Origin of the sequence: Pseudotabrizicola sediminis, assembly GCF_004745575.1 — a bacterium.
Taxonomy (GTDB): Bacteria; Pseudomonadota; Alphaproteobacteria; order Rhodobacterales; family Rhodobacteraceae; genus Pseudotabrizicola; species Pseudotabrizicola sediminis.
This window is the reverse complement of sequence record NZ_RPEM01000004.1, coordinates 26957-49917: the sequence shown is the minus strand read 5'-3', so window position 1 is coordinate 49917 and position 22961 is coordinate 26957. Positions and strand designations below refer to the sequence as shown.

The following is a 22961-nucleotide window of genomic DNA, read 5'->3' as shown; positions in this document are numbered from 1 at the left end:
GCCCATCATGCCCGATCTTCCATTGCCATCCGACCTGTCCGACACCGACATCGCGATCGTCGGCATGGCCGCACATCTGCCGGGTGCCGAAGACATTGGCACCTATTGGCGCAATCTTCGGGACGGGGTGGAATCGATCCGGGTGCTGGACGAGGCCGATCTGCTGGCGGCCGGGGAATCTCCGGCCAGGATGGCACAACCGAACTACGTGCCATCGGCGGCTGTGCTGGACAGGTTCGACCACTTCGACGCCGAGTTCTTCGGCTTTTCCCCCAAAGAGGCCGCGATCCTCGACCCCCAGCACCGCCAGTTTCTGGAGGTCGCCTGGGAAGCACTGGAAAATGCGGGCCATCCGCCGGAAAACTTCCCCGGCCCCATCGGGGTCTGGGCAGGCTGCGGCATGGGGTCATATTTCTATTTCAACCTCTGCTCGCACCGCGATCTGGTCGATCAGACCGGCATGTTCCTGCTGCGCCACACCGGCAATGACAAGGATTTTCTGGCCACCCGCGTCAGCCATATCCTTGATCTGAAAGGGCCAAGCATCAATGTGCAGACCGCCTGTTCGACCAGCCTTGTTGCGGTGCATTACGCGGCACAGGCCCTGCTGAACGGCGAATGCGACATGGCGCTGGCGGGCGGCGTCACCATCGAGCTGCCCCATGCGCGCGGCTATCTGTATACCGAGGGCGAGATCTTGTCGCCCGACGGTCATTGCCATGCCTTTGACCACCGCGCGCAGGGCACCGTGTTCGGCTCGGGCGCGGGCTGCGTGGTGCTGCGCCGCGCGGTCGATGCGCTGCGCGATGGCGATCACATCTGGGCCATCATCAAGGGCTCGGCGGTCAACAATGATGGCGCGGCCAAGGCGGGCTACCTCGCGCCTTCGGTCGACGGTCAGGCCCGCTGCATCGCCGAGGCGCAGGCGGTGGCCGGGGTCACGGCTGACACCGTCAGCTATGTCGAATGCCACGGCACCGGCACCTATCTGGGCGACCCGATCGAGGTGGCGGCCCTGACCGCCGCCTTCCGTGAAACCACCGATGCGGTGGGCACCTGCCGCATCGGCTCTGTGAAAACCAACATCGGCCATCTGGATACGGCTGCGGGCGTGGCCAGCCTGATCAAGGTGGCCCTCGCCCTGCACCACCGCGAACTGCCGCCCAGCCTCGGCTATGACGCCCCGAACCCGGCGATTGATTTCGAAACCTCACCCTTCCGCGTGAACGACAGGCTGACCGCGTGGACCGCACCTGTGCTGCGTGCAGGCGTGAACAGCCTTGGCGTCGGCGGCACCAATGCCCATGCGGTGCTGGAACAGGCACCGCTGCGCCCCGCACCGGCGCAAAGCGACTGGCCCTTCCAGCCGCTCGTCCTCTCGGCCCGCAGCAAAGCCGCGCTGGATGACGCCGCCACCCGGCTGGCCGCGCATCTTCGTGCAAACCCCGACCAGCCCCTGGCCGATGTGGCCTTCACCCTCAAGGAAGGCCGCCGCGCCTTTGACAAACGCCGGGTGCTGGTGGCGGGCAGCCACGCCGAGGCGGCAGACCTGCTCGAAAGCAACGACCCCCGCCGCGTCTTCACCCACGACCATCTGGGCGACGACCCGGAGGTGATCTTCATGTTCCCCGGCGGCGGCGCGCAATATGCCGGAATGGCGCGCGACCTGTACGAGACCGAACCGGTCTTTGCCGACTGGATGGATCGTGGCCTCGCGGTGCTGGAGCCCAAACTCGACTACAACATCCGCGCCCTGTGGCTGCCCGCACCGGGGGCCGAAACCGCCGCAACCGAGGCACTGAAACGCCCCTCGGTCCAGCTGCCGCTGATCATGATCACCGAATACGCACTGGCCAAACTGTTCCAAAGCTGGGGCATCACCCCCACCGCCCTCATCGGCCATTCGATGGGCGAAAACACTGCCGCTGCCCTTGCGGGCGTGATGAGCTTTGACGACTGCATCGGCCTCGTCCACCTGCGGGGCACGCTGTTCGACACCATCGCGCCGGGCGGCATGCTGTCCGTGCCGCTGTCCGAACCCGGCCTGCGCGCGGCCCTTGATCGCCTTGGCGTTCATCTTGGCAATAATATTCAAGATGCCACGGCCCCGCTCGACATCGCCTCGGTGAATGCGCCCGATCTCTGTGTCGTATCCGGCCCCGACAGCGCCCTCGCTGACCTCGCGGCGAAACTGGTTGCCGAGGGCGTGGAAACCCAGCGCATCGCCATCGACATCGCCGCGCATTCCGCGATGCTGGAACCGATCCTTGCGCGGTTCGGCGATTACCTCCGCTCCATCCCGCTGTCGCCCCCGACCTTGCCGATCATCTCCAACCGCACCGGCACAGAACTCAAAGCAGCGCAGGCAACCGACCCGGACTACTGGGTGCAGCACCTGCGCGGCACGGTAAATTTTCGGGCCTGCATGGCAACGCTGATGGCCGAACCCAGGCGGGTGTACATGGAAATGGGGCCCGGCCGCGCGCTGTCGTCGCTGGCGCAGGCCAATGGCATAGCCTCTGGTCAGGTGATCCCGGCCCTGCGGCACCCCGATCAGGCCATGCCGGATGACGCCTGGCACATGGTCACGCTGGCGCGGCTCTGGGCCTGCGGCGTGGCGGTCGACTGGGGGCAGATCTGGGGCGACGCGCCCCGCCAGCGCGTGCCGCTGCCGACATATGCCTTCCAGCGCAAACCCTATTTCATCGCCCCCGCCGAAACCCAGCACACACAGGCCGAGGCCCCGCCCGCCCGCATTGACGACCTGACGCAGTGGGGCTGGATGCCGCACTGGCGCCCCATGGCCGCAGGTTTTGATCTGGATGATCTGCCCGAAGCAGCGCCCGAAACCTGGCTGATCTTCACCGATGACACCGGTCTGTGCGCCACCGTAGCCGACAGGCTGGCGCAAGCAGGGCACCGGGTGGTACGCGTGCGCGCGGGCGATGCCTTTGCCCGCGACGCAGCTGGCGATTACCGCCTGTCGCCCGAACGTGGCCGCGAAGGCTATGACAGCCTGATCCGCGATCTGGTGGCGCGGGGGATGGCCCCCAGCCGCATCGTGCATGGCTGGCTGGTGACGGCCAAGGAAACCTTCCGCCCCGGGTCCAGTTTCCTGCACCGCAATATCGAACAGGGGTTCTATGCGCTGCTGTTCCTGGGCCAGGCGCTGGCCGCGGAAAACCTGCCCCGCCCGATCCGCCTCACGGTGCTGACCACAGGTGCAGCACAGGTAAAGGGTGAAGCCATTGCCTACCCGGAAAAGGCCATGGTGCTGGGCCCGGCGCGCGTGATCCCGCGTGAAGTGCCGGGGGTGCTGGTGGGCCTGCTGGACCTTGGGCCGGGCGATGCGGCGGACGTCGTGCTGGAAGAGGTGCTGTCAGATCAGCCCAGCATCGCCGCATGGCGCAAGGGGCGGCGCTACGCCTCGGGCCTCAGGGCCGTGGCCTTGCCGCGCGGCGGGTTTGACCTGCCAAAGGGTGCCCATGTCCTGATCACCGGTGGCTTCGGCGGCATCGGGCTGACCGTGGCCGAAGACCTGATCCGCCGCTTTGGCGTCAGGATCACCCTGATCGCGCGGCGCGCATTGCCCGACCGGACGGGCTGGCCCGCAGTTCTCGCCAAGGCGTCCCCGGGTGACCCGTTGGCGCGCCGCATTCTGGCCCTGCAACGGCTGGAAGGTCTGGGCGGGCAGGTGCTGGTCGCCCGCGCAGATGTGGCCAATGTGGACGAGATGCAGGCGGCAAAGGTGGCGGGTGAGGCGCGCTTTGGCCCGGTGCATGCGGTGATCCACGCGGCGGGCGTGGTCGATGACGGCCCGTTGCTGACCAAATCCCCGGCCGAGGTGGAAGAGGTGTTTGCCCCCAAACTGCACGGCACGCAGGTGCTGGAGCGGTTGTTCCCCGATGGCTCCATCGCGCTTCTGGTGCTGTTCTCCTCAACCTCCACCGTGACCGGCCCTGCGGGGCAGATCGACTATGTGGCGGCGAACGAATACCTCAACGCCTATGCCAAGCATCGCGCGGGCGGCAAAACCCGTGTGGTCGCGCTGAACTGGGGCATCTGGCAGGGCGTTGGCATGGCGGCAGAAGCGCTGGCCGACCGTACCGGGCGGCCAGAGTCTCCACGCCAGCCCATCAACGCGCAGATGCTGGACGAGGCCGGGTTCGACCGCCATGGCAACCGCGTCTTCCATGCCAGCTACGCTACCGACCGCTGGGTCGTGGATCAGCACCGCACCAGGGATGGCACCGCCCTGATCCCCGGCACGGGGTATCTGGAGGTGATGGCCGAGGCATGGGCCGCACAGGGCGAAACCGACGCCTTTGAAATCCGCGACCTGACCTTTTTCCGCGCGCTGGATATAGCCAATGCACCGCGCCCGGTGCGGGCCCGCCTGCAGCGCAGCGATGAGGGTTACGGGTTCGACCTGCACTCCGGCCTGATGGCCAAGGGCCGCACCGGCTGGCTGCACCATGCCTCTGCCCGCCTCCTGCCCTTGGCAGAGGTTGCCCCGCGCATCGACGTGGCCGCCATAGCGGCCCGATTGCCACAGCCGGAAACCGGCGATGGCCTGCGCAGCCCGCAAGAGGCGCATCTGAACTTCGGCGCCCGCTGGCGCGTGCTGCGCTCCCGCGCGATCGGTGCCGGTGAAGGGCTGGCGCATCTGGCCCTGCCAGAGGCGTACCGCCATGAGCCGGATGAGGGCTGGCGCATTCATCCGGCGCTGACGGATCTGGCGACCGGCTGGGCCATGGGGCTGATCGACGGCTACCGGCCTGATCACCTCTGGGTGCCGGTGTCTTACGCGCGTGTCAGGGTCTATCGCCCGCTGCCCGCCCGCATCATCAGCCACATGCGCACCGCCGCCCCCAACACCCTCAACACCGCCGCGCGCGGCACCGCCGTGTTCGACATCACGCTGGCGACCCCCGAAGGCGAGGTCTGCATCGAAGTGCAGGGCTTCACCATTCACCGGCTGGACGGCGGCCTTACCCTCACCGCCCCCAATCCGCGCAGCCTGGAATTTGACGCACCGCAACCCCGCGCCACCTCCGCCGCCGAAGACCGCCTGCTGCACGCCTTTTCGCAAGGCATCCGCCCGAGCGAGGGGGCCGAGGCCTTTGCCCGCGCCGTGGCGCTGGGGCACAGCCAGATCATCGTCTCGTCCCTCGACCTGCCGGCGCTGATCCGCGCAGCGGATGTGGTCGACGCCGCGCGCGGTGCGGCCACCAGCTTTGAACGTCCCGATCTGGACAGCGATTATGTCGAACCGCGCAACGACATCGAACGCACGCTGGTGGGTTTCTGGCAGGATCTGCTCGGCGTGGCCCAAGTGGGGGTCAACGACAGCTTCTTCGACCTCGGCGGCCACAGCCTGATCGCGGTGCGGCTGTTTGCCATGGTCAAGAAGGCCTATCGCACTGATTTCCCGATCTCGGTGCTGTTCGAGGCCCCGACGATTGCTGCCTGCGCCGCCCTGATCGAAGCGCAGATCGGCCCGCAGGACACCCGCGACGCCACGCCCACCGCCAAACCCGCCCCGCGCCGGTTCACCCATATCGTGCCGATGCACAAAGGCGAAGGGCGCGGTGAGGGCGGGGCGAAGACGCCGTTCTTCCTCGTCGCCGGCATGTTCGGCAACGTGCTGAACCTGCGCCATCTGGCGCAGCTTCTGGGCGGCGACCGTCCCTTTTACGGCCTGCAGGCGCGCGGGCTGTATGGCGATGCGCGACCGCATGACGATTTCGCCGACGCCGCCCGCGACTACATCGCCGAGATGCGGCAGGTGCAGTCGCATGGCCCTTATCTGCTGGGCGGCTTCTCGGGGGGCGGCCTGATCGCCTGGGAAATCGCCCGCCAGCTGGAGGCCGCGGGGGAACAGGTGCCGCTGGTGGTGCTGCTCGACACGCCCGTGCCGCTGCGGCCAACGCTGTCCAAGGCCGACAAGCTGATGATCCGCGCGGCCGAGTTGCGCGCCGAAGGCCCCGGCTTCTTCGCCCGCTGGTGGCGCGAAAAGCAGGCGTGGAAGGCGGCGCAGGGGGCCGCGTCCACCGATGAAGGCGCGTTCCACAATGCCGCGATCGAGGCCGCGTTCCGCGCCGCCTTGCCACGCTACGCCATGGCCCCGCGTCAGGGCGCGGTGGTGCTGTTCCGCCCGCCGCTGGACAAGCGCTGGCAGGTGACGGGCGGGCGCTGGGTCAGTGCGGCACGCGAAGTCGTGATGCCCGACAACGACCTTGCGCAATTCGCCCCGGCGCTGCAGGTGATTGAGGTGCCGGGCGATCACGACTCCATGGTGCTGGAACCCAACGTGCGGGTGCTGTCGGCACGGATGCGGGCAGTGATCGAAGGCGTTGACGGACCGGCACCCCGGCAGCTGGAACAGGCGGCGGAATAAGATGGCCAGCGTGCTGACAGTGATCCTGAACTGGCGGACGGCAGAGATGACCCTACGATCCGCGACAGCCGCGCTGGCGGCGATGCAGGGCATCGATGGCGCGGTGGTGATTGTCGACAACGCCTCGGGCGATGGCAGCTTTGAGCAGATGACAGCCGCGGTCGCAGCCCGCGGCTGGGACAAGGGCCCGCATGGCGTGCGGGTGCTGCAATCGGGGCGCAACGGCGGCTTTGGCGCGGGCAACAACTTTGGCATCCGGGCCGGACTGCCGGGCGGACAGCGGCCCGATTATGTGTATCTGCTGAACTCTGATGCCTTTCCCGCCCCCGATGCCATCCGCGCGCTGCTGGCGCATCTGGAGTCGCATCCGGGCACCGGGTTTGCGGGCAGTCATATTCACGGGACGGATGGCACGCCGCATCACAGCGCCTTCCGCTTTCCGTCGATTGCGGGGGAATTTGAACAGGCCGCCCGCTTTGGCCCGATCACCCGCCTGCTGCGCAGATCAGTCGTCGCACCGCCCTTGCCGGTGGCAACCGGGCGGGTGGATTGGCTGGCCGGGGCCAGCCTGATGATGCGGCAATCGGTGCTGGACCGGATCGGCCTGTTCGACGAGACGTTTTTCCTGTATTTCGAGGAAACCGAACTGTGCCTGCGCGCCGCCCGTGCAGGCTTCCCTACCGATTACGTGCTGGAAAGCCGGGTCGAGCATATCGGGTCGGTGTCCACCGGCATGAAGGGCTGGCAGCGCATCCCGCGGTTCTGGCTCGACTCGCGGATGTATTATTACACTCGGTCGCATGGCCGCGCCTATGCACTGGCCGCGACAGCGGCGCATGTGGCGGGCGGGCTGATCTGGCGGGTGCGGGCGTTGATCCAGCGCAGGCAGGTGATCGACCCGGCGCATTACCTTTGGGATATGTCGGCCCATGCGGTGCGCTGGGCGGTGTCCGGCTTCCGGCCTGAGGCGAAATAAGGCCGCTGCGGCGGCAAGGAGAATGAAATGGGTCTGACAGCGCTTCTGATCGGCAACGAAAGCCTGACGCAGGCCTGCGGTACCGCATGGCTGGCGCGCGGGCACCGGCTGGCGGCGGTGGTCACGCGGGACACGCGCGTGCGGACCTGGGCCTTGGCGCAGGGGGTGCGGGTTGAACTGCCGGGCGCGGGGCTGACCGATCGGCTGGCAGGCGTGGCCTGCGACTGGCTGCTGTCGGTGGCCAACCTGTCGCTGGTGCCTGCAGACGTGCGGGCCTTGGCCACGCGCGGCGCGGTGAACTTTCACGACGGCCTGTTGCCGCGCTATGCCGGGCTGAACGCGCCGGTCTGGGCGCTGCTGGCCGGGGAATCGCGGCATGGCATCACTTGGCATCTGATGACCGATGGCGTCGATGAGGGCGACATTCTGGAGCAACGGCTGTTTGACGTGCCTGCGGGAGAGACCGCGCTGACCCTGAACACCCGCTGCTTCGAAGCGGGGGTAGAGAGTTTTCCCGCCGTGATGACGCAGATGGAAACCGGCCTGCGCCCGGTGCCGCAGGATTTTGCGCAACGGCAGGTCTTCGCCCGCGCCGACCGACCAGCAGCCTTCGGGCGGCTGGACTTTTCGCAGCCCGCCGAAGCGGTCGCGGGCATGGTGCGGGCGCTGGATCATGGCCGCACCTGGAACCCGCTGACCACGGCAAAGATTGCCGGGGCATTCGGGGTGCTGAATGTGGGTGCGGCGGAGGTGGTGGCTGGCGTGGGCGCGCCGGGGGCGGTGCTGTCTTCCTCACCCGAAGGGGTGGTGGTGGCCTGTGCCACGGGCGCGGTGCGGTTGCACCGGCTGACCTGCCAGGCGCGCGGCCTGCCGGTGTGCCCGTCGACGGTGACGGACAATACGCGACTGGAAGATGCAGATGCGCTGACGGCGGCGCATGCAGCTTTGGTGCCGTTCGAGCCTGCGATGCGGATGCGGCTGGCGGCACTGTCGCCGCTGGTGGTCGCAGGCTCAGGCGATGGTCACGGCTGGCTGCGGCTGGCGGTGGCGGGGGATGCCGCCACGCTGGCGGTGGCACTGGCGCGGGTGTCGGGGCTGGACAGCCCCGACGTGGCGCTGTCGGCAGCACCGGGGCTGACGGGCTATAGCAGCGGCTGGGTGCCGGTGCGGATTGCGACGGATGGCACTGTCGGTGCGGCAAAGGCGGCCCTGCTGGCCGAACGCGCAGCGGGGTTCCCGCTCGACCTGATGACACGCGATGCGGCGCTGGCCGGTCTGGCCATGCCACAGGTGGCGGTGTCGTTGCACGGCGCAGCCATGCCCGGCGCTGTGATCACACTTTCGGATGGCGCGCTGCATGCTGACCTCTCACGCATCTCCAAAGCCGAAGCGGCGGCGCTCGCAGAGCGGCTGACTTACGTCGCCGGGGTGGCCACAGATGCGGCCCCGGTCTTCAACCTGCCAATGCTGCCACCGCACGAACGTCATGCTGTGCTGCATGACGTAAACCAGACGTTGGCCATACGCGAAACATACTGTGTGCATCAGGCGTTCGAGGCGCAGGTTCTGCGAACACCGGATGCACCCGCGATCAGCGTTGAAGCGGTGGAGCTGACCTATGCCGCCCTCAATGCCCGCGCCAACCGGGTGGCGCACGTGCTGCGCGGCATGGGCGTGGGGCCGGGGGGTCTGGTCGGCCTTCACATTCGCCGCAGCGTGGACATGCTGGTGGGCGCGCTGGCAATTCTGAAAGCCGGGGGGGCTTATGTGCCGATGGACCCGACCTATCCCGCTGAAAGAACATCGCTTTTTATTGAGGACTCCGCCTGCCCGGTGATCGTGACCAGCAGCGATCTGGCAGGGGGGCTGCCGGGGCAGGTGGGTGCGCTGTGTCTGGATACCGACGGGCGGATTGCGGGGGCGTCTGACACAAACCCCACATCTGGTGTCACGCCGGGCGATCTGGCCTATATGATCTACACATCCGGCTCAACAGGGCGACCCAAGGGGGTGATGGTCGAACATCGCAACGTGGCGAACTTCTTCACCGGCATGGATCAGCGCATCGGCACCGATCCGGGGATCTGGCTGGCCGTCACCTCACTGTCGTTCGACATATCGGTGCTCGAGCTGTTCTGGACGCTGGCGCGCGGGTTCAAGGTGGTAATCTCGTCCGATGAGAACCGGGCGCTGGTGTCGTCAGGGCGGGTCAAATTCGAAAAAAACATAGATTTTTCATTGTATTACTGGGGAAACGACGATGGTGTCGGTCCGAAGAAATACGAACTGCTGCTGGAGGGCGCGAAGTTCGCCGACACGCACGGCTTTGTCGCGGTCTGGACGCCGGAGCGGCACTTTCATGCCTTCGGCGGGCCATACCCGAACCCATCGGTGACGGGCGCGGCGGTGGCGGCGGTCACGAAAAACATCGGCGTCCGGGCCGGGTCTTGTGTGGTGCCCCTGCACCATCCGGCGCGGATTGCCGAGGAATGGGCGGTGATCGACAACCTGACCAACGGGCGCGCAGGGATGGCGATTGCAAGCGGCTGGCAGCCGGATGACTTCGTGCTGCGCCCCGAAAATACGCCGCCAAACAACAAGTTAGCAATGTACGCCGCCGCCGATCAGGTGCGGCGCCTGTGGCGCGGTGAGGCGGTGGAGTTTGCCAAAGCTGACGGGACGATGTTCCCGGTGGTGACCCAGCCCCGCCCGGTATCGCGAGAGTTGCCGCTGTGGGTAACCACCGCAGGCAACCCTGAAACCTGGCGCGAGGCGGGGGAAATGGGGGCCAATGTGCTGACCCATCTGCTGGGCCAGTCGGTGGAAGAGGTCGCGGGCAAGATCAAGCTGTACCGCGCTGCACGCGCCAAGGCCGGGCATGACCCGGACGCGGGGGTGGTGACCTTGATGCTTCATTCCTACGTCGGGCGCGACCGGGCCCAGGTGCGGCGGGTGGCCGAGGCACCGATGAAGGCCTATCTGGCGGCGGCGGTCGGTCTTGTGAAGCAGTATGCCTGGGCGTTCCCGGCGTTCAAGAAGCCGCAGGGTGTGACCAACCCGATGGACATCGACCTGCGGTCGCTAAGTACAGAGGAAAATGAAGCAATTCTGGATTTCGCCTTTCAGCGGTATTTTGAGGATTCGGGCCTGTTCGGCACGGTCGAGGATGCGCTGGCGCGGGTCGAGCAGCTCAGGCTGATCGGCGTGGGCGAGGTGGCTTGTCTGATCGACTATGGCATCGCGCCCGAGCAGGTGATGGAAGGGCTGTATCCACTGGCCGAGGTGGTGCGGCGGGCGAATGCCGGGGAGGGCGTGGAGGCGGACGATTACTCCATCGCGGCCCAGCTGATCCGGCACAAGGTCACGCATCTGCAATGCACGCCCAGCATGGCACGGATGATTGCGATGAATGACGAGTCGCGCTTGGCGCTGGCCGGGGTGAAGACGGTGATGGTGGGCGGCGAGGCACTGCCGGGGGCTTTGGTGCAGGATCTGCGCGCGGCGTCATCGGCGCGCATCCTGAACATGTATGGCCCGACCGAAACGACGATCTGGTCGTCGGTAGAGGCGGTGACCACAACAGAAGGTGTTTCGAACATCGGAACGCCGCTGGCCAATCAGCAGATGTACGTGCTGGACGCGGCACAGCAGCCGGTGCCGGTGGGCACGGCGGGCGAATTGTGGATCGGCGGCGATGGGGTTGCGCGTGGCTATTGGCAGCGCGCGGATCTGACGGCAGAGCGGTTTCTGCCCGACCCGTTCGTGACCACAGACCGCGCCTGTCCATGGGGCGCGCGGATGTATCGCACGGGGGATCTGGTGCGCAGGCGGGCGGATGGGAAGATCGACTTCCTTGGCCGCACTGACAATCAGGTCAAGTTGCGCGGCTACCGGATTGAGCTGGGCGAGATCGAGGCGGTGCTGGAGGCGCAGCCGGGGGTGCGCCAGGCCGTGGTGACGGCCCGCGAGGACAGCCCCGGCGATCTGCGGCTGGTAGGCTATGTGACCGGGGTGGCGCAGGAGGCGGGCCTGCGGGCGGCGTTGGCGTTGGCCTTGCCGGGGCATATGGTGCCTGCGCATATCGTGACGCTGGAGGCATTTCCGCTGACCCCCAACCGCAAGGTGGACCGCAAAGCGCTGCCGGAGCCGGGGGTTCGGCAGGAGGCGACGGCCTTTGTTGCGCCTGCGTCGGATATCGAGGCGCAGATCGCGGCGGTCTGGGCGCGGGTGTTGGGCGTGCCCAAGGTCGGGGCCAGGGACAACTTCTTTGCGCTGGGCGGGCATTCCTTGCTGGCGGTGCAGGCGCATCGCGAAATCCGCGAGGCGCTGGGGGCGACCAGGCTGTCGATCACGGATATCTTTCGCTTTCCCACGTTATCGGCATTGGCGGCCCATCTGGATGACGGGTCAAAGCCCGCTGCCGTTGCGCAATCCACAGGGCTGGCGGGGCAGGCCGGGGCACGAGCGGATGCCATGGCGCGCAGGCGCGCGATGCGGGCTGGGCGGGCTGGCGTGGATGCCTGACACAGGCTTGCTGGCGGCGCTGCGGGGAATCGCCCCCGAGGGTGCAGGGATCGGCTGGACCGACCCGAGTGCCGATTGTCCGCTGATGCAGGGAGAGGCTTTGCCGGGGGCGGTGCCCCTGCGGCAGCGCGAGTTTGCGGCGGGGCGAGCGGCAGTGCGGATGGCCTTGGCTGGGATCGGCGCAGCGGCAGACGCGATACCAATGGGCGCGGATCGTGCGCCGGTCTGGCCTGCGGGGGTGGTGGGGTCGATCACCCACACCCGGCGGCACTGCCTGGCGGTGGTGATGCCGGATGCCCTGTGCCGGGGGATCGGGATTGATCTGGAGGAAGACACCCCACTGGAGCCAGACCTGTGGGACGATATCCTGCGGCCCGAGGAACGGTCGGGGATCACCGGCGCACAGGCCAAAGCGGTGTTCTGCGCCAAGGAAGCTGCGTTCAAGGCGCAATATGCCGTCAGTCGCACACTCTATGGCTTTTACGGCATGCGTGTCGAGGTTGAGGGGGATCGCTTTGTGGCCGTGTTCACCCAGGCCGTGCCGCCCTTTGCCATTGGCGACCGGATCAATGGGCGCATCCTGCGGGTCGGTGGCCATGTGCTGACGCTGGCACGTCTTTGACGCAGGGTGGCGACGAATTGTCGCGACAGGCGCATGCGATGCGCTATCATCCGGGTGTCCACGTGTCTTGAGGAGGACATGCGGTGCTTTGGAGGATGCAATGAACAAACTTGTCGCACTGATCTGCGTGGTCAGCTGGTCTGGGTTCTGGGCCTTTGGCTATCTGGCTTTGTCGGCGGATACACAGGATCAAGGGCAGATTCTGGTCGCCAGCCTGCTGGCTGCACTTGGCTTTTTGTCAGGGGTATTCGCCTATATCTGGCTGGCCCGTGACAGGCCCGTGGATTACACCCGTGTACGTCAGGGCTAAACCGGGGCGAAACGCCGCTTTGCCCTTGTTCGGGGTCGGGGTCCGACTTACCTCTGGGGCATGAAGCATCTCATCCCCTTTATGCCCAAACCGCCTCTCGTCGCCGTTATCCGCCTGCAGGGCGCGATTGGCACTGGCGCGCGCAGCCTGTCTGATCAGGCCCTGGCCCCGCTGTTCGAGCGTGCCTTTTCCCGTGGCAAGCCGGCGGCGGTGGCGCTGGTCATCAATTCGCCCGGCGGGTCGCCGGTGCAATCGTCGCTGATCGCCGCGCGTATCCGGCGGTTGTCGGTGGAAAAGAAGGTGCCAGTGCATTGCTTTGTCGAGGATATCGCGGCATCGGGCGGCTATTGGTTGGCTACGGCGGCAGATCATATCTGGGTGGACGAGTCATCCTTGGTGGGGTCCATTGGCGTGATCTATGCCAGCTTTGGGTTTCACGAGTTGATGCAGAAAAACGGTGTCGAACGCCGGGTACATACAGCGGGCCGGTCGAAGTCTTTTGCCGACCCGTTCAAGCCCGAACGGCCGGAGGATGTGGAGCGGATCAACGCGATGCTGGCCCCACTGCATGACAATTTCATCGCGCAGGTCAAGGCGCGGCGTGGCGCGCGGCTGAAGCCGGATGCCGATCTGTTCAACGCCGATATCTGGGTGGGCCGCGCCAGTGTCGACACCGGGCTGACCGATGGCATCGGCCATCTGGTGCCCAAGATGAAAGAGGTGTTCGGCGACAAGGTACGGCTGGTGCCTTATGGCCAACGGCGCGGGCTGCTGCAACGCTTTGGCATGACGCTAAGCGATACGCTGATGGCCTCGGTTGAGGAGCGTGCCCTGTGGGCGCGCTATGGGCTGTAGATGCTGTTCAAGATTATCCTGATCTTCCTGTTGGCGATGGTGCTGGTCGGGATGGTTGGAAAACTGGTGTTCCCGTCGGCGATTGACCGGATGAAAGCCAAAGCGCTGGGGCGCGGGCCTGTGTGCCGGTCTTGCGGGCGGTACATCATCGGCAAACGTTGTGATTGCGAAAAGAAGGGCTGAGGCATGGCGGCTTTGGTAACCGGGGCGGGCAAGCGGCTTGGCCGCGAGATGGCGCTGTATCTTGCGGCGCGCGGGCATGATGTGGCGGTGCATTACGCATCATCTGCTGATGAAGCGCAGGCGGTGGTGGACGAGATTGTGGGTATGGGTCGCCGCGCTGTGGCGCTTCAGGCCGATCTTCTGGCTGAATCGCAGGTGGGAACGCTGGTGCCGCGCGCGGTGGCTGCTTTGGGTCCGCTGACGGTGCTGGTCAACAACGCGTCGATTTTTGAATATGACACGGTTCAGACCGGCACGCGGGCCAGTTGGGACCGCGCGATGGAAAGCAACCTGCGCGCGCCCTTTGTGCTGATACAGGGCTTTGCGGCGCAATGCCCGCAGGCGGTGCCGGACGCGCAGGGCGAGCCGCTGGCGCAAGGGTTGGTGGTGAACATGATAGACCAGCGGGTGCACAAGCTGACGCCCGAGTTTGCCAGCTATACCATCGCCAAGATGGGGCTTTGGGCGCTGACACGCACGGCGGCGCAGGGGCTGGCCCCGCATGTGCGCGTGAATGGCATCGGCCCGGGGCCGACCTTGCAAGGCGGCCGGCAGTCTGCCGACCACTTCGCGCGGCAGCGCGCGGCCACCGTTCTCGGGCGGGGAGCGAACGTTTCCGATGTGACGGCGGCGCTTGGATTTTTCCTCGATTCGCCCGCAGTGACCGGCCAGATGATCGCGGTGGACGGCGGGCAGCATCTGGGCTGGAAGACACCCGATGTTCTGGGTGTCGAGTGATCCGGACAGCTAGGGTGGCTAAAGTTGTCCACTTTTCTTAATACGTTCACACATGCGTTACACAAGCCTCTGATTTTACAGATATTTAACACAGAGACAAAAATATACTGTTTATTTTCAACGTGTTATGTTTTTGCATAAAAAACAGGCATGTTAACGAAATGAGCGAAATACAAGGGAAATTCGGCTCTGATGAAACTTTCTCCGCAGAGTTATCCACAGAAACGGTGGACTTCTTCCCCCTTGCCCTGCGCGCGATATCAGTGCAGCGGTAGGGCAGAATCGATGACTCCGGGCAGGATCTTTTCAAGGGACTGGATGTGACCGACGAACCCCCGCAGACCGAGGCCGTCGCGACCGGGCAGACAGTGATTCAGGGCTATCTGAAAACGCTGGATGCCTCTCCGGGCGTTTACCGCATGTTGAACCCGAAGGGCGAGGTTCTGTATGTCGGCAAGGCGCGCAACCTCAAGGCGCGGGTATCGAACTATGCGCGCGGTACTGGGCATTCGGCACGGATCGCGCGCATGATCTTCGAGACCGCCAGCATGATGTTCCTGACCACCCGCACAGAGGTGGAGGCGCTTTTGCTGGAACAGAACCTGATCAAGCAGCTGAAGCCGCGCTACAATGTGCTGATGCGGGATGACAAGAGTTTTCCCAATATCCTGATTTCCAAGTCCCACGCCTTTGCGCAGTTGAAAAAGCATCGGGGGAAGAAAACCGAAAAGGGGGCGTATTTTGGTCCCTTCGCCAGTGCGGGTGCCGTGAACCGCACATTGAACCAGTTGCAGAAGGTATTCCTGCTGCGCAACTGCACCGATGCGATGTTTGAATCGCGCACAAGGCCCTGTCTGCAATATCAGATCAAGCGGTGTTCGGCGCCCTGTGTCGCCAAGGTCAGCGCCGAAGGGTACGGCCAGCTGGTGGCTGATGCTGAGCGGTTCCTGCAGGGCAAGACCACGACGGTGCAGGCCAATCTGGCCGCCGAGATGGCAACAGCGTCGGAGCAGATGGAGTTTGAACGCGCGGCTGCCCTGCGCGACCGGATCCGCGCCCTGACACAGGTACAGCAGTCGCAGGGCATCAATCCGCGCGGCGTTGCCGACGCGGATATCGTGGCATTGCATCTGGAAGGTGGGCAGGCCTGCGTTCAGGTGTTCTTCATTCGTGCCAATCAAAGCTGGGGCAACCGCGATTTCTATCCGCGCACCGGGGCAGGGGCCGAAGAGGCGGAGATTTTGACCGCCTTCCTGACGCAGTTCTATGATGACAAGGAGCCGCCAAAGCTGATCCTGCTGTCGCATGGCGTGGAGGATGAGGATCTGGTGGTGCAGGCGCTGTCAGATCGGGCAGGCCGCCGCGTGGAGCTTGCCGTGCCCTTGCGCGGGGAAAAGGCCGAGCTGGTGGAAAACGCCACCCGCAACGCGCGCGAGTCGTTGGCGCGGAAGATGGCGGAAAGCAGCACGCAGAACAAGTTGCTTGCCGGTCTGGCCGAGGCGTTTGATCTGGATGGCCCGCCCAGCCGGATCGAAATCTATGACAACGCGCATATCCAAGGGTCGGATGCGGTGGGCGGTATGGTGGTGGCGGGCCCGGAAGGGTTCGTGAAATCGCAGTATCGCAAGTTCAACATCAAGTCGGCGGCGGGGGCAAACTCGGACGATTTCGGCATGATGAAAGAGGTGCTAACCCGGCGGTTCGAGCGGCTGATCAAGGAAGACCCCGACCGCAAGACCGACATGTGGCCCGACCTGCTGCTTATCGATGGCGGGGCGGGGCAGGTCTCGGCTGTGGGGGGTATTCTGGCCGAGCTTGGGGTGGAGGATGTGCCCTTTATCGGCGTGGCCAAAGGCATCGACCGCGATCAGGGCAAGGAAGAATTCCACCGCCCCGGCGTGCGGCCTTTTGCCCTGCAAAGGAATGACCCGGTGCTGTACTTCGTACAACGTCTGCGGGACGAGGCACACCGCTGGGCCAATGGCGCGCATGTGGCCAAACGGGCAAAGCAAGTGGGGGTGACCCCGCTGGACGATATTCCGGGCGTTGGGGCCACCCGCAAACGCGCGCTGCTGGCGCATTTCGGCAGCGCAAAAGCGGTGTCGCGTGCGGGGCTGTCGGACCTGACGGCGGTGGACGGCATATCCGAGGCGATGGCGCAGGTGATTTACGACACCTTCAACGCGCGGGGCTGAGCGGGGTGCGCTGCCAGTCCGCAGCATAGTCGCAGGTTGTGCAATTGGCAAAAATGGCAAGCCGGTCAAGTTCGCGCGCCAGTTTGGCTTGGCGCGCCTTGGTCATGCGGATGCCGGGTTCGGGCCAGTAGGCGCGAATGCGCAGGGTTGCGCTGGTCCGGTCTGCCTTGGCGTCGATGCGGCCAATCAGCCGGGTGCCTTCCAGCACCGGAAAGACGTAATAGCCGTAGCGGCGTTTCGGTTCGGGTACGAACACCTCTATCCGGTAATGAAAGCCGAACAGCCGCTCGACCCGCGCGCGGTCGCGCAAAGCGGGGTCGAAGGGAGAGAGGATACGCAGACCGTTCGGCGTGTCGGGCAGTGCCTGCACGCTCTCGGTCAGGTCGGCGCGGGCGAGGGCGGGGCGGTGGGTGCCATCGGCCTGCTCGACGGTGATGCGGATAAGGCGGCCTTGACCGATTTCCCCTCTCACCCAGTCCTGCACCGCCGCTTTGTCGATGGCATGCCAGTATCGGGCGATTTCGGACTCGTCGGCAAAGCCAAGATTGGCGAGCGCCGAGGCGCAGGCCCAGTCGCGGTGCTGTTCGCGTGAGGTCTCTGCGCGGTAATACTCCGGCGGGATGACGTTTTCGGTCAGGTCATAGACCTTGCGAAAGGCATCGCGGCGGGTGACGGCGATTTGCCCGGTGCGCCAGAGCCATTCCAGCGCGGTCTTGGACGGGTGCCAGTCCCACCAGCCTCCGGTGCCGCGCGCTTCCCCTTCACCGACATCGCTGCTGCTGACCGGACCATGCGCGGCGATGCGGTTCAGGATGGTGTCGAACTGCGCCGTATACCCGTCGCGGAACCAGCGCTGCCAGTTGGCATGCAGGCGGGTTGCATCGCGGGCGAAGCGATGCTTCCACTGCGGGAACAACGCCATGGGCACAAGCGAGGCGTCGTGCGTCCAATGTTCGAACAGCGCGCGGTCACGTTCCAGCAGCGGCTTCAGCGCTGCGGGGCGATAGCTGTGGCGGCGGGCCCACAGGATCATGTGATGCGCGCGTTCCACGGTGGTGATGCTGTCGACCTGCACAAAGCCGATGCGGTCGATCAGCGCCGCCAGATCGGAAAATCTGGCCGGGCCGCTGCGCGGATCGGTCAGGGCGTGGCGCTGCAAAAACAGGTGGCGGGCTGTTGCGTTGGGAAGGTGCATGGCACCAGTCGAACTGCGCCATGCCGGAAAGGTCAAGAGCTTTACAGACGCTCAGGCCGCCTGTGCTGCCCGGGCCTGATGCGCCTCACGGAAGGTGACCAGACGCCGCCCCGCCTCATCCCACAAATGCAGGCGGGCGCAGGACAGGCTTTCGCGCAGGGTAAGCACCTGCGCCTCAGCCAGCACCGGGTAGTCGCGCAAAATCTCGGACAGACGGTAAAACGGGATGCGGCTGTACAGGTGATGCACGTGGTGGATGCCGATGTTCGCAGTCATCCAGCGCAGGGGCTGCGGCAGCTTGTAATGCGAGCTGCCCAGAAGGGCGGCGTCATGCATCTGCCAGTCGGCTTCGTTATCCCAATAGGTGTCTTCGAACTGGTGCTGCACAAAGAACAGCCAGACGCCGATGGTGGCAGCGGCAATCACCGTCGGGAAGAAGATCAGCACTGGTACTTGCCAGCCGCCCAGCAGGAACAGCCCGGTGAGCAGCGCCGCCAGTGCGATATTGGTGCCCATGGCCGACAGCCAGTAGCGCCACCCCGCGGTCATCAGACCCAGAGGCAGGCGGTATTCCAGAATGAACAGATAGGCCGGACCGATGCCGAACATCACGATCGGGTGGCGATAGGCGCGATACAACAACCGGCCTAACCAGCTGCGCTGGTTGTATTCATCAATCGTCAGCGTCATCACATCGCCAATGCCGCGCCGGTCAAGATTGCCGGCATGGGCGTGGTGGATCGAGTGGGTGCGTTTCCAGACGGTATAGGGTGTCAGCGTCAGCACGCCGATGGCACGGCCCACCCAGTCATTCACGTCGCGGTTGGCAAAGAACGACTGATGGCCGCAATCATGCTGGATCAGGAACAGCCGCACCAGCCAGAACCCGTTCAGCACGGCTATGCCAAGTGCCAGCCAGGGGCTGACTGACAGGGCTGCCCAGGCCGCCGCCCAGAAGGCCAGAAACCCGGCCAACGTTACCGCCAGCTCGAAGAGTGAGCGGGGCGTGGAGGGATCGCGGTATTTGGCCAGCAAAGGCACCCATTTTCTGGCGCTCGCCTCTTGGGCTTGCGCCAGGTCGTTCTGCATCATCGTCATTCAGGGGCCCTTGCGGCTTGTCGTTCGGGTGTCTTCTCAACTTGTGACCGCATGAGAACGGTCCCAGACTGGTATGTCGGGTAGCATGGATATGCTACAGAAATTTACACAACGCAGGGAACGCGGCAATTTGCCCACCCTGCCTTACCCATGCGCAAGACCCGCCTCGGCCGCGATGGCGCGCGAGGATTTGCGCGCGCGTTCGGTGGCTGATTTCAACTGGCCACAGGCGGCCATGATGTCTTCGCCGCGCGGGGTTCGGATGGGGCTGGCGTAGCCCGCCTGGTAGATGATGTCGGCAAAAGCATGGATGCGGTTGCCGCTGGACCGTTTGTAGGGCGCGCCGGGCCATTCGTTGAACGGGATCAGGTTGACTTTGGCCGGGATGCCGCGCAGCAACTCGACCAGACGATGCGCGTCTTCCTTGGTGTCGTTCACCCCGTCCAGCATCACGTATTCAAAGGTGATCCGTTCGGAATTCGACAGGCCGGGATAGTCGCGCAGCGCATCCAGCAGTGTGGCGATGTTCCAGCGCTTGTTGATCGGCACCAGCTGATCGCGGACCGCGTCGGTGGTGGCGTGGAACGACACGGCAAGCAGGCAGCCGATCTCGGTCGCGGTACGGGCGATTTCGGGCACCACGCCGCTGGTCGACAGGGTGATGCGGCGGCGGCCAAGGGCGATGCCTTCGTTGTCCATCACCACTTTCATCGCGTCGCGGACGTTGTCGAAGTTGTAGAGCGGCTCGCCCATGCCCATCAGCACGATATTGCTGATCAGCCGGGTCTCGATCTTGGGTGCGCCCTGCACCGGCCATTCGTCCAGATCGTCGCGGGCCAGCATGACCTGACCGACGATTTCTCCGGCTGTCAGGTTGCGGACCAGTTTCTGCGTGCCGGTATGGCAGAACGAACAGGTCAGGGTGCAGCCTACCTGAGAGCTGATGCACAGCGTGCCGCGGTCGGTTTCAGGGATATAGACCACCTCCACCTCATGCCCACCAGCGATGCGCACAAGGTACTTGCGGGTGCCGTCGGTGGACACCTGTTTGCTGACCACTTCTGGCAGCTCGATCGTAAAGTGGTGGGCCAGCAGAGCGCGGTAGTCTTTGGCCAGATTGGTCATGGCCGCAAAGTCGCGCACGCCCCAGTGATAGACCCATTGCCAGATCTGCCCCAGCCGCATCTTGGCCTGTTTGTCTGGTGTGCCGGCCGCGATCAGCGCGTCGCGCAACTGGTCGCGGGTCAGGCCGACAATGTTGGTCAGTCCGCCCTCGGGCAGCTTGCGCGGCAGGGTCAGCACATCCTGGGTGATCGGAGCGGTCGGGGTCATCGGCGTGTCCATTGGCGAAGTCAGGCATTCATATAGGGGATTCGGCGCCAAAACGGAACCGGGCAAACGAAACCGTGCAATTCTGTCGACGGATCCTCCGAGGCGGGAAACGCAAAACGCCCCGGAGGATCCGGGGCGCCGTCTTGTGCCTGTTTCGCGCGCTTACTTGCAGCGGGTCTCAGCCTCAGTCATGGCGGCGGTGAAGCCGCGCAGGCTGAAGGTATCCTGTGTCTGGGTGCCGCGCCCGGATGCGCCTGTGATCACTGCGGTCGCCCCCCGTTTCATCGCGTTCAGCAAGGCGCCATCCGCTTCGGCACTGGCCGGCCAGGCCCATTCGCCATCGGCAAACAGATCATAGCTCTGGCCGTCGATCACGACCTTGACGGTAGAGCCGTTGGCAAAGGGGTAGCCGCCGGTGAACGACACCTCGCCGCGTGCACCAGCGCCCGGACGGAACGTCACGAACAGCAGGATGTCACCCCGGCGCACCGCCACCGGCTGGCCATCGCGGCTGTTCACGGTTTCCTTCGGGCTGGAGACGCCCCAGCACTCCTTTGGATTCTCTTCGGTAAACACGCTCCAGTCCGTGAGGGTGGCCACGCGGTTCGTCGATTCTTGCGCGAAGGTGGACGATGCGGCCAGGGCCATGGCAACGCCAAGTGCGGTGCGCACGAAGATGGATGTCATAATGTTACAGCCTCCAAGCTGTCCTTTGCCTCTGCCCCTCTGCCGCCGTTTTTGTGATACGGCTTTTCCTGTGGCATGGAGGCGTTCAACCCGATATCCCACCTGTAACGCAAAAAGACCAATCCGCGAAAGCCCCATGGGCAACAAATCGCGCATCTGTGACGGGGGAAGCCGGTGAACAACGCGGTGCCAATGGTGGAACTATGGCGGGGCGGGCGGCTGGAGAGCTGCCATGCAGGTCATGCGGTGATCTGGGATCAGGGTGGCATACAGGAAAGCTGGGGCGACCCGGGCACGATCATCTTTCCCCGGTCGTCGTGCAAAATGATTCAGGCGCTGCCTTTGGTGGAAAGCGGGGCGGCGGATGCGGTGGGGCTGACCGACCGGCATCTGGCGCTTGCCTGCGCCAGCCATCAGGGCGCGGCCCTGCATGTGGGGATGAACGGGCAATGGCTGGCCGGGTTGGGTCTGGCCGAGGCAGATCTGCGCTGCGGGTCGCACGAGCCCTATGACAGCGAAGAACGCAACCGGTTGATCCGCGCGGATCAAGCGCCGTGCCAGTTGCACAACAACTGTTCGGGCAAGCATTGCGGCTTTCTGACTGCTACGCAGCATATGAAGGCCGGGCCAGAGTACGTGGAGCTTGACCACCCGCTGCAGCGCGCGATCAGGGGCACCACCGAAGAGGTAACGGGCGAGGCGGTGGCAGGTTACGGCATTGACGGCTGCTCGGCTCCCAATTTTGCGATGTCGCTGGCAGGTCTGGCGCGCGCGATGCAGGCTTTTGCGGCCGCGCGTGACAGTGGCGATGCGCGGCAACGGGCGATGGCGCGGTTGCGCGATGCGATGGCGGCACATCCCGAGATGGTGGCCGGTGAGGGCCGGGCTTGTACCGAGCTGATGCGGGCGATGCATGGCCGGGTGACGATCAAGACCGGCGCCGAGGCGGTGTTTGTGGCGATGATACCGGACCAGAAGATCGGCATCGCACTGAAGATCGCAGATGGGGCCACCCGCGCGTCCGAGGCTGCGGTGGTGGCGCTGCTGGTGCGGCTGGGGGTGCTGGAGGCGGACCATCCGATGGCCCAAAAGCGGCTTCCCGGCGTGCAGAAAAACTGGCGCGGGCTGACGACGGGAGAGGTCAGGCTGGCCGCAGGATTTGCGTGACTGATACCGCCCGGACAACAGAAAAGCCCCCGTCACAGGGACGGGGGCTTTGTGTCGCGGCATGACGGTCCGGGGACCGGGCATCTGGGCGGGGGCAGTCAACACCCGATCCCCGGATTTACTCACACTACGTACGTTCTGTATCGCGGGCTTGTGTGGCGGCATTCAGGTGGGTCCACGGCGGAGCCGGGGTCATTTCATGGTGGAAGTTGGGCAGCGGATGCGGGCTTGATTTACGGTGTGCCCGCAGTAAGCTGATCTTATGACGGTTCAACCCCCGAGCCATTACCCCTTTGTTACATCCCTGCCCGAGCAGGTGTGTTTCGACCGGCAGGAACTGTCGGCGATACTGGCCCTGTATGGTCGGATGGTCGCCTTGGGCGAATGGCGTGATTACGGCATTTCCACCTTGCGCGACTTCGCGGTGTTCGAGGTTTACCGGCGGACGGCAGAACACCCGCTTTACCGGATTGAAAAGCGCCCCAAGCTGCGCGGCAAGCAGGGGATCTACGCGGTGGTGGGTATGGACGGCCAGATCCTGCGGCGCGGCGGTGATCTGGCACAGGTCTTGCGGGTGCTGGAACGCAAGCTGATCCGGCCGATCGACTGAACGTGGTTCGGCGGGCTGCGGAAGACAGAC

Annotated in this window: 15 protein-coding genes; 11 read left to right on the top strand and 4 right to left on the bottom strand. The window is 65.1% G+C overall.

The annotated features are described in order from the left end of the window. Nucleotides 1-7 precede the first annotated feature (7 nt). From EEB11_RS07165 to uvrC, 9 genes are all read left to right on the top strand, one after another. Nucleotides 8-6400: a type I polyketide synthase gene (locus EEB11_RS07165; protein ID WP_135429750.1), complete on the top strand. Its 6393-nt coding sequence runs from the start codon at nucleotides 8-10 to the stop codon at nucleotides 6398-6400. Between the two features lies 1 nt (nucleotide 6401). Next, nucleotides 6402-7376, top strand: a complete 975-nt coding sequence (locus tag EEB11_RS07160) for a glycosyltransferase family 2 protein (RefSeq protein WP_135429749.1) — start codon at nucleotides 6402-6404, stop codon at nucleotides 7374-7376. Between the two features lie 27 nt (nucleotides 7377-7403). Further along, on the top strand, nucleotides 7404-11900 hold the full coding sequence (locus tag EEB11_RS07155) for a MupA/Atu3671 family FMN-dependent luciferase-like monooxygenase (protein WP_135429748.1): 4497 nt from the start codon (nucleotides 7404-7406) through the stop codon (nucleotides 11898-11900). Beyond that, on the top strand, nucleotides 11893-12522 hold the full coding sequence (locus EEB11_RS07150; RefSeq protein WP_167852686.1) for a 4'-phosphopantetheinyl transferase family protein: 630 nt from the start codon (nucleotides 11893-11895) through the stop codon (nucleotides 12520-12522). Before EEB11_RS07155 ends, EEB11_RS07150 begins: the two co-directional genes overlap by 8 nt. A gap of 100 nt (nucleotides 12523-12622) precedes the next feature. Further along, nucleotides 12623-12832 carry a hypothetical protein gene (locus EEB11_RS07145; RefSeq protein WP_135429746.1) on the top strand — a complete coding sequence of 70 codons (210 nt, stop codon included), beginning with the start codon at nucleotides 12623-12625 and terminating at the stop codon, nucleotides 12830-12832. 60 nt (nucleotides 12833-12892) lie between these two features. After that, nucleotides 12893-13687 (top strand): S49 family peptidase, encoded by a 795-nt coding sequence (locus tag EEB11_RS07140; RefSeq protein ID WP_135429745.1) that lies wholly within the window; start codon nucleotides 12893-12895, stop codon nucleotides 13685-13687. Further along, a complete protein-coding gene (locus tag EEB11_RS07135) occupies nucleotides 13688-13870 on the top strand; it encodes a hypothetical protein (protein WP_135429744.1) in 183 nt (60 codons plus the stop codon). 3 nt (nucleotides 13871-13873) lie between these two features. Continuing rightward, complete coding sequence (locus EEB11_RS07130; RefSeq protein ID WP_135429743.1) at nucleotides 13874-14647, top strand: SDR family oxidoreductase; 774 nt, start codon at nucleotides 13874-13876, stop codon at nucleotides 14645-14647. A gap of 320 nt (nucleotides 14648-14967) precedes the next feature. After that, nucleotides 14968-16842 carry an excinuclease ABC subunit UvrC gene (gene uvrC, locus EEB11_RS07125; RefSeq protein ID WP_135429742.1) on the top strand — a complete coding sequence of 625 codons (1875 nt, stop codon included), beginning with the start codon at nucleotides 14968-14970 and terminating at the stop codon, nucleotides 16840-16842. On the opposite strand, the gene EEB11_RS07120 is transcribed toward uvrC, so the two are convergent. The 4 genes from EEB11_RS07120 to EEB11_RS07105 form a co-directional block, all read right to left on the bottom strand. Then, nucleotides 16826-18037 carry a winged helix-turn-helix domain-containing protein gene (locus EEB11_RS07120; protein WP_135429741.1) on the bottom strand — a complete coding sequence of 404 codons (1212 nt, stop codon included), beginning with the start codon at nucleotides 18035-18037 and terminating at the stop codon, nucleotides 16826-16828. The genes uvrC and EEB11_RS07120 overlap by 17 nt on opposite strands. Before the next feature lie 51 nt (nucleotides 18038-18088). Then, a complete protein-coding gene (locus EEB11_RS07115; protein WP_135430151.1) occupies nucleotides 18089-19126 on the bottom strand; it encodes a fatty acid desaturase in 1038 nt (345 codons plus the stop codon). 153 nt (nucleotides 19127-19279) lie between these two features. Further along, a complete protein-coding gene (gene rlmN / locus EEB11_RS07110) occupies nucleotides 19280-20467 on the bottom strand; it encodes a dual-specificity RNA methyltransferase RlmN (protein WP_135429740.1) in 1188 nt (395 codons plus the stop codon). 162 nt (nucleotides 20468-20629) lie between these two features. Then, nucleotides 20630-21154: an invasion associated locus B family protein gene (locus EEB11_RS07105; RefSeq protein ID WP_135429739.1), complete on the bottom strand. Its 525-nt coding sequence runs from the start codon at nucleotides 21152-21154 to the stop codon at nucleotides 20630-20632. A gap of 174 nt (nucleotides 21155-21328) precedes the next feature. On the opposite strand from EEB11_RS07105, the gene EEB11_RS07100 reads away from it, so the two are divergent. Both EEB11_RS07100 and EEB11_RS07095 read left to right on the top strand, forming a co-directional pair. Continuing rightward, entirely contained in the window at nucleotides 21329-22321 is a 993-nt protein-coding gene (locus EEB11_RS07100; RefSeq protein WP_167852685.1) for an asparaginase, read from the top strand. A 262-nt stretch (nucleotides 22322-22583) separates the two neighbouring features. Beyond that, entirely contained in the window at nucleotides 22584-22931 is a 348-nt protein-coding gene (locus EEB11_RS07095; RefSeq protein WP_103334291.1) for a DUF2794 domain-containing protein, read from the top strand. The last annotated feature ends 30 nt before the right edge of the window (nucleotides 22932-22961 follow it).